Annotated in this window: 1 protein-coding gene; it reads right to left on the bottom strand. The window is 48.6% G+C overall.

Features of this window, described 5'->3' with window-relative positions:
• Positions 1–93: 93 nt before the first annotated feature.
• Positions 94–471, bottom strand: a 378-nt coding sequence (locus L1028_RS31130) for a transposase (protein WP_234541973.1), incomplete at its 5' end; no start/stop codon positions are given.

Genomic DNA, 471 nt, shown 5'->3' with positions numbered 1-471 from the left:
AGGGGCTGTCCCATAAGTAGATATTCTACTAGCGGAGATAGTCTCTCTATCCTCTTAAAAGTTTAAAACGTCAACAGAGCAGCGATTCTCCTGTTATTGGAGAATCGCTGCTCTGCGTTTTTGGTCATTTGCAGCTTGTTTCTGTAAATTATGGGCAAGTGAAAGCCAACCGACCTCAAGCGTCACTTTTTCTATGCCGCGAAGCAGAAAACGCCGGAATCCCCGGTTGTTCTTCAGTTGTCCAAATACACTTTCCGGTTCCGTCATTCGCCGTACGGCTAAGAGGTAACCTTCCTCGCTCCGTAGCATTTCTCGGGCCTGCTTCTGGTACCGCAACCGCTCTAGACTCACCACGACTTCCCGATTACCGGTTGCCTTCGTGCAGCGTTCTTTTAGCGGACACCCTTCACAGTTCTGGCTTCGGTAATGACGCTTCCGAATTTCGTATCCACTCTCTAAGATTTCTTTGCT

It is taken from the genome of Paenibacillus pseudetheri (assembly GCF_924513355.1).
GTDB lineage: Bacteria > Bacillota > Bacilli > Paenibacillales > Paenibacillaceae > Paenibacillus_AQ > Paenibacillus_AQ pseudetheri.
The sequence above is the reverse complement of the archived record's forward strand: the minus strand, read 5'-3'. Positions and strand labels throughout refer to the sequence as shown.